The organism is Paenibacillus sp. VTT E-133291 (assembly GCF_002264395.1).
In the GTDB taxonomy this organism is placed as follows: domain Bacteria; phylum Bacillota; class Bacilli; order Paenibacillales; family Paenibacillaceae; genus Paenibacillus_AQ; species Paenibacillus_AQ nitricinens.
In genome coordinates, this window is record NZ_NFVA01000159.1 from 1 (window position 1) to 6,735 (window position 6,735).

Here is a 6,735-nt window from a genome sequence, read left to right on the forward strand (position 1 = left end):
TGGTCATGACAAGTAGGGGTGAACATTATATTGTTCGGGATCAAGTACCATGGGCAGGTTAGTGAAACCACACCGTTTTCTCTAACGTATAATCATTATTCAAATTTTTCCAACATGACTCATGCGGAGGTGAACTTGACTGGAGCATTTTTATGACTTGGTTCAATTGGCATTTTCGATCGCTCTCATCTATTCCTTAGTGTCAATTCCATTCACCTATATTTCTTTACAAGAGATACACTGGGGTTATGAAATTGCTCCAGCCGTTTCAACTTGGTTTGTGTCTGTCAGACTGTCGCAACCGAGCAGCATTCAGCGGTGGATAGTACGTAACGCCAGACGAAGAGAAGCACCTGATGAAGACGACAATGGTCCTTCCCCACATTGATATTCCATACTTTCAATTAGGGAGGACAATGATGAAAAAGATTTTATTGCTTCAAAAATGGGCGAAGCCCATTCTCGTCATGTTGATTGGAGTTATTCCGATCATTGTGCTCAGCGGGTGTTCGACAGCATCCCAATCAAACTCGATTAATGCCGATTCATCAGGGATATTTAACCACTTTTTTATTTATCCATTTTCGATCTTGATCAAATTCTTTGCGAATACATTTCATGGAAACTACGGATTATCGATCGTGCTGATGACTTTCATCATCAGACTTGCGATCATGCCGCTCATGATGAATCAAACCAAGAAACAAATGGATATGAAAGAAAAGATGGTCGTCCTCCAGCCGGAGTTAACTGCACTTAAGGAGAAGTATAAGAACGACGTCAGTGCGGATGCAAAAAAACAAGAGCAAGTCGAGATGATGCAGCTCTATCAGAAGCATCAATTTAATCCCTTAAACATGGGGTGTTTACCGATGCTTCTCCAATGGCCGATCACCCTCGCATTTTACTACGCCATTCGTCGTACCCCAGAGATTGCAGCTGACAATTTTCTGTGGTTTAGCTTGGGGAAAACAGATATGATTTTGCCGCTTATTGCTGCTGCGGTGTATTACTTTCAGTTCCGCGTGTCTCAATCCGTTTCAGCGCAGGTTCAGCAAAATCCAAATAACCAAATGGCTTTCATCGGATTATTGTCACCTATCATGATGGGTGTGTTTTCTTTTCAGATGCCCGCCGCATTACCATTATATTGGGCGGTTGGCGGTATATTCATAATCGTGCAAACGACCATTCTCAATAAAATGTACACGAAGCCAAATGTATCGAGTAAAAACCGACCCACCGGTGTAGAAGATTTATAATTTTGAACAAGGTCATAAAACAATACTAAAAACAGAGCATCTGAGGCGCGACCTCAGATGCTCTGTTTTTATGAGGCGGCTCGTTAACGGGGAACATAGTTCAACATAATGAAAAAAATGAAAGGGCCATCCCACAAAAAGATGGCCCTAAAACTTGCCGTTACAGACAGCGCGGAGAACCGTATCATAAAATAAATAACGGTTAAGCTATTGGGTAACGTTAGCTCAAATACGATTTGGCAGCCCGGTAATCAACGCGATAGCTGCCTTTATTCAACTAACGGGTAGTTTAGATGAACTTAAATACCAATATGGAATGAGAAAACAAGTCATCTCCATATTGTGATCGATATACATATTATAACTGATCTTTCTAGTAGGGGGGCTCAGTTTGAGACTGCTGATTCTTGTGGTGGGTATAGTCTTACTTGCTTTACTTTGGACAAACCCTGATAGCTCCGATTTTGAAAAGTGGGTCCATAAGAAAGAACTGACAAATTTCCAAAGAAGCACTTCTTTAGAACCTGTTGGTTTTCGAAGTGAAAATTATTTGTTTTTCTTCTCAGTACACAAACTACTGATTGTAAGGCAACAGGGCAGAATAAAGTAATGATTATCGACTTAAAGAGTAGTTATTTAAGGTGCGATAAAAATTGATTATAACTATGAATTACCAAACGGTTTATAAAAAAAACAGTAAAATAATGTTAAGCACGAATGTCGATAGGTTTTTTATTTTTTAGATTATCCTTTCTGCGTCTAACTAAGCACATGTTTTTCTTATGAAAATTATTTTTCTCCAATGTAACATTGAAATGAAAGAAGGGGATGGCGTTGATTGAACATAGCAATCTTGAAGAATATCTGGATCCGGTAAATTATGATCTTGAATTTGACGGTGAAATGGACAAATATCAGTTCTATCTTGAGCTTGCAAGATCGAGTCCTGGCGAAGTGTTAGAACTAGCTTGTGGTACAGGCTTAACAACGATACCCCTGTCAAAAGCCGGTATAACGATGACCGGCGTAGATATCTCTTCAGCGATGATTGCATATGCGCAGTTGAAGGCGGAAGGGTTGACTGCTACTTTTATGGAAGGCGATGCCCGTACCTTTGAATCGGACAAGCGATTTTCAATGATTTATTTGACTGGCAATGCATTTCAGGCATTCTTACGTGATCAAGATCAAAACGATTTGCTTACTACCGTTCACAAACATTTACAACCCCATGGAATCTTTGCATTCGAGACCCGTAATCCGGAGGGAACGGATTTATCCGATCAAGAGGAGACAGAATGGGGGTCCTTTATTGATAAGGATGGGCAAAACGTCAAGGTATCAGGTACACAATGTTACGATGCTAGCCAGCATATCATGCATTGGGTCACGATGCGTAATTGGGGTGATAAACGAACGACTTCCCGAATTGCTTGTCGGTTTACAGATCAAGCGACGCTGCAATCTTTATTAACCCGTCACGGCTTTCGCGTCGAACATCAATATGCTGACTGGGATAAAACGCCGTTCTCTCCGTCATCTTCATCTATTATTAGCGTTTGTAGGAAATGTTAGGAGAGACGTAATGCATGGCAATAGGAAAAATCCCCTTAAAGTCCGCCTTTATTCAACTAGACGGCAAGATAGCGTAATAGCATGTCTGAAAATATGGTACAATTTGTAATACTAAAGCGAGGTGAAAGAATTTGAGGAATATTGTTGAGGACTCACAGTTTCTCAGTGAAAGAGCTGAGATGATGTACTATTTTCAAGATGAATTTTACATCGCTGAGAAAACTGAAATTATTCATTCAACTTCAGGAAAGTTCAAACTTGAAATCCATCACTATAACCATGTTGAAGGTTTTATCAGTCATAATTACACAAAAGGGATTGTTACGGATAGTGAGCATAAAATCATCGACATAATATATAGAAATTATGACCCATTCTTATTCAGTTGGTTGGGGGTAAATGGCACAGAATATCTGTTGTGTGGGTTAGATTATCAGGGGTATTCAATTGTTAATTTATCAAATAGAGAAACCAATCATTATGTTCCCGAAGAGGCTTATAAAGGGCATGGATTTTGCTGGGGGGAAATTATATATTTTCAACAAAAAAAACTAATAGTGATTGATGGATGCTATTGGGCATGCCCCTATGAACTTGTTTTTTATGATTTTTCTAATCCTATGATTGTACCATATAATGAATTATTCCGTGTGGATGTTGATAGCGTATTAAATTGGGATAGTTGGAAAGATTCCTGTAGGGTTATATATCTTGATAAGGAAAACAACGAGACAGAATTTGTATTTTAGAAATTAAGCTAACGGAGAACGATAGTGGAATAGCGGTTGCTTCGGCAGCCGTTTTATTTGTTCAACTAATCGGGCAGTATAGAGAAACCTATTTTTGTGAATTATGGTCTAATTATTATAGAGTACGTATTAGCTCCAGTCCTAAGGATTAAGGAGGATTTATGAAATTGCAGCAAAACTAAACTTGATTAAAGGTGAATGCCGATGGAACAACTAATTATTGAACCCTATAAACCCGAAAGGGACGAAGCTTCAATCACAGCCATGTTGTGTAAAAATGAACAGTTTAATGTGTCTCAACAGAGTAACGAAATGCTCTCAGATGATATATTTGTTGCTCGTTACAACGACTTGACGGAAGGTTTTCTCTCTTTTGGTGGTTTTAAGAGAAGCGCGTTGACGACGATGTTTGTTAACGAAGAATACAGAAGAATGGGCATCGGTGGCACACTTTTGGAAAAGGCGGATAAAATACTTTTCCAAAACGTAGCAGTAGAACGTTCGATAGGTTTCTGTCCTGAGTTAGTTCAGGGATTGGGGAATTAATTATGATATGTGAGAAGAAATCTAAGCGACTTGAAATTGTTCGATTCCATGTTTATGAAAAGCAGAGCAACTTCAAAAATCAGAAAGCTTGGGCTCATCTTTCAGGAGTGTCTACCTTCGCTTCGATGCTCGCTATGAGAAGAGGACTAGATTCGGAAATCGCTGCGATCGCGGGGGTGCTACACGATTTTTATTTCTATAAAACTGGAATAAATACCTTTCCTGGTCACAACAGTGCAGATGCGGTAAGACCTATAATACGCAGCACCCAAATCTTTACCGACGAAGAGATGTCAGTAATTCTTAGATCAATCTTTTATCAAGAAGATAGACATCGGGTTCATGGACCAGATGAGGAAGTTATTAAAGACGCTATTTTATTGCAGATGTACTTTCAAAATACAGGTAATAATATGCTTAAGACCGATATACATAGACTACAAAAAGTATTTATTGAATTAGGGATTCCGGAGGGAAATGTAGATACGGAATTTAACGTAGATGTGGAAGCATTCAATAGAGAAACTAAAGACAGGCGACTTATGCTGGCTGATTTTGCGGAAAAGCTCGCAGGGCAAAACATAATCGGGGTGCCGGAAGATGAACGTTATCGGGAAATTTGCAAGTATTGGCCGGACTCTGATATCTATAAAGTACTAGAAGGTAATTGGTGTGCTGCATTTGTATACTACTGCTGTATGCAGGTTGGAATACTTCTTCCAATTAGATATCCTAACCGAATGTATCGGCTAGCTGGGGTTGGTGCGTGGTTGGATTGGGCTCAGCTGCCCGATACAAGATTTTTCTATGACGCTAAACAAGAAGAATTTAATCCGGCACGTGGTGATATTGTTATTTTTGATAAGCTTCTCTCCGATCATTCTCACGATCATATCGGCATTGTTTTAGCTTGTGATGACAATGAAATTTTAATTGCTGAAGGCAATAAAGACAATAAAAACTACTCTAGTGTCTCATACAGGGATAGAGATCATTGTATACTCGGATATGTCCGAATAGATAATAGCTATCATTATCATTTTAATGGAGAGTATATACCCTGTTATTGATTTGGAGCAGTTATTACGCTAACGGATAGGTTAGTTTAACTAGAGTTACGTTGAGTTATTTTCGGGCTGGTTTAACTCAAAGGCGATAAAATGATATTAAACCGATTAGGAGGCAAATCCATGCTTGATATTGAAAGAATTAAAGAGATTATTCCTCATCGAAATCCATTTCTCTTGGTCGATAGAATATTGGAGATTAATGAGGGGAAGAGAGCTGTTGGAATTAAAAATGTAACCATTAATGAACCTTATTTTCTCGGTCATTTCCCTGACTATCCCGTAATGCCTGGAGTCTTAATTGTAGAAGCACTGGCACAGGTCGGTGGAATCGCAATGTCCAACGTTGAGAGCAACAATCATAAAATAGGCTTACTGACGGGTATTGATAGTTGTCGTTTTAAACGACAAGTAAAACCAGGAGACCAACTCCTTCTTGAATTTGAAGTGATTCGAATTAAGGGACAAATCGTCAAAGGAAAGGGAGTCGCCACAGTAAATAATGAATTGGTATGCGAATCTGAAATAATGTTTGCATTCAGTTCGATTTAGGTTTTTTAGGTAACAGGAACGATAGTTGAACAATACACATTGATGAGCAGGTTACCTTTATAAACTAAGTAATGGATAAAATATAAATATAAGAGCTCTCTCTCAAATTATTAGAAAATAAGGGGAGGGAAGATACCGTGCTAGATACTCAGGATATTGCTATAGAAGCATTAACTTGTTATTCAATTACTTATCAATCAATAGCTCATATTGGCCAAAATGCAAACACCATCTATAAAGTGACAGATAAGGAAAGTAACTGCTATAGTTTGCGAATACATCTATCAAAAAATGATTCAATGGAAAGTATTTGGTCTGAGGAAAAAGTCATCCATTCAGAAATGATTTGGCTGGAATCATTAACAAATGATACAGATCTGGTGTTGCCATCACCTATAAAAAATAACATTGGTGAATACGTTACTAAGATAACGCAGATTTGATACCAAGTAATTTTGTGTTTCATGAACAAGAAGCTAGAGCTATTGATTTTGGAGCTTGTGGGTTCGGATATTATTTATTCGATTTAGGTTGGACACTTTCTTATATCCACCCAGCATTCAGAGACCAGTTGCTAGAATCTTACACACAACAATTCGACCTGCCTCATAACTATGTTCTACGTTTGGAAGGCTTCTTTATAGCAGCCCAACTCGAAACAATGAATTTTTGGCTTGGGCTGCCTGAAGCTAATGAGTGGTTACCCTGTCACATTAGTAAATTAGCAAGACGGGAATTTAAGCGATATGTAAATAAAGAAGAATTTCTTTTTAGTGGTACTCCTTACTGGGAGTAGTTTGTTCAATGATCAGGCATGTTAGTTCAAATATGCGTTTGGGCTAACCCAGGTGACTTGTATAAGTTTAACCCTCGAATTTTTCCTTCTAATCAACGATTTTGAATTGAATTACTGATATGAAATAGTGGGTAAAAAAAATGCCGGTACCCTTAAGCTGTGATATGCTCCCATCATAGTAGACAGTA

General features: G+C 38.5%; 9 protein-coding genes. All 9 read left to right on the top strand.

The annotated features are described in order from the left end of the window. Window positions 1-356 precede the first annotated feature (356 nt). The gene (yidC, locus tag CA598_RS30635; RefSeq protein ID WP_256990725.1) at window positions 357-1,262 is read left to right on the top strand and encodes a membrane protein insertase YidC; all 906 of its coding nucleotides are present in this window, start codon (window positions 357-359) and stop codon (window positions 1,260-1,262) included. A 391-nt stretch (window positions 1,263-1,653) separates the two neighbouring features. Next, entirely contained in the window at window positions 1,654-1,872 is a 219-nt protein-coding gene (locus CA598_RS30640) for a hypothetical protein (RefSeq protein WP_094878943.1), read from the top strand. A gap of 218 nt (window positions 1,873-2,090) precedes the next feature. Further along, entirely contained in the window at window positions 2,091-2,837 is a 747-nt protein-coding gene (locus CA598_RS30645; protein WP_256990726.1) for a class I SAM-dependent DNA methyltransferase, read from the top strand. Window positions 2,838-2,968: 131 nt separating this feature from the next. Next, complete coding sequence (locus tag CA598_RS30650; protein ID WP_094878945.1) at window positions 2,969-3,586, top strand: hypothetical protein; 618 nt, start codon at window positions 2,969-2,971, stop codon at window positions 3,584-3,586. Window positions 3,587-3,790: 204 nt separating this feature from the next. After that, window positions 3,791-4,132, top strand: a complete 342-nt coding sequence (locus CA598_RS30655) for a GNAT family N-acetyltransferase (protein WP_094878946.1) — start codon at window positions 3,791-3,793, stop codon at window positions 4,130-4,132. A gap of 2 nt (window positions 4,133-4,134) precedes the next feature. Beyond that, on the top strand, window positions 4,135-5,202 hold the full coding sequence (locus tag CA598_RS30660; protein ID WP_094878947.1) for a CHAP domain-containing protein: 1,068 nt from the start codon (window positions 4,135-4,137) through the stop codon (window positions 5,200-5,202). 120 nt (window positions 5,203-5,322) lie between these two features. After that, the gene (gene fabZ / locus CA598_RS30665) at window positions 5,323-5,751 is read left to right on the top strand and encodes a 3-hydroxyacyl-ACP dehydratase FabZ (RefSeq protein WP_094878948.1); all 429 of its coding nucleotides are present in this window, start codon (window positions 5,323-5,325) and stop codon (window positions 5,749-5,751) included. Window positions 5,752-5,888: 137 nt separating this feature from the next. Continuing rightward, window positions 5,889-6,194: a hypothetical protein gene (locus CA598_RS33220; RefSeq protein ID WP_256990727.1), complete on the top strand. Its 306-nt coding sequence runs from the start codon at window positions 5,889-5,891 to the stop codon at window positions 6,192-6,194. Then, window positions 6,191-6,547: a phosphotransferase gene (locus CA598_RS33225; protein WP_256990728.1), complete on the top strand. Its 357-nt coding sequence runs from the start codon at window positions 6,191-6,193 to the stop codon at window positions 6,545-6,547. The genes CA598_RS33220 and CA598_RS33225 overlap by 4 nt, the downstream gene beginning before the upstream one ends. Window positions 6,548-6,735 lie beyond the last annotated feature (188 nt).

Excerpts from the sequence above, each read along its gene's own strand:
- CA598_RS30645 (WP_256990726.1), top strand. The coding sequence starts at position 2,091 with ATGGCGTTGATTGAACATAGCAATCTTGAAGAATATCTGGATCCGGTA.
- fabZ (WP_094878948.1), top strand. The coding sequence starts at position 5,323 with ATGCTTGATATTGAAAGAATTAAAGAGATTATTCCTCATCGAAATCCA.
- CA598_RS30660 (WP_094878947.1), top strand. The coding sequence starts at position 4,135 with ATGATATGTGAGAAGAAATCTAAGCGACTTGAAATTGTTCGATTCCAT.
- yidC (WP_256990725.1), top strand. The coding sequence starts at position 357 with ATGAAGACGACAATGGTCCTTCCCCACATTGATATTCCATACTTTCAA.
- CA598_RS30655 (WP_094878946.1), top strand. The coding sequence starts at position 3,791 with ATGGAACAACTAATTATTGAACCCTATAAACCCGAAAGGGACGAAGCT.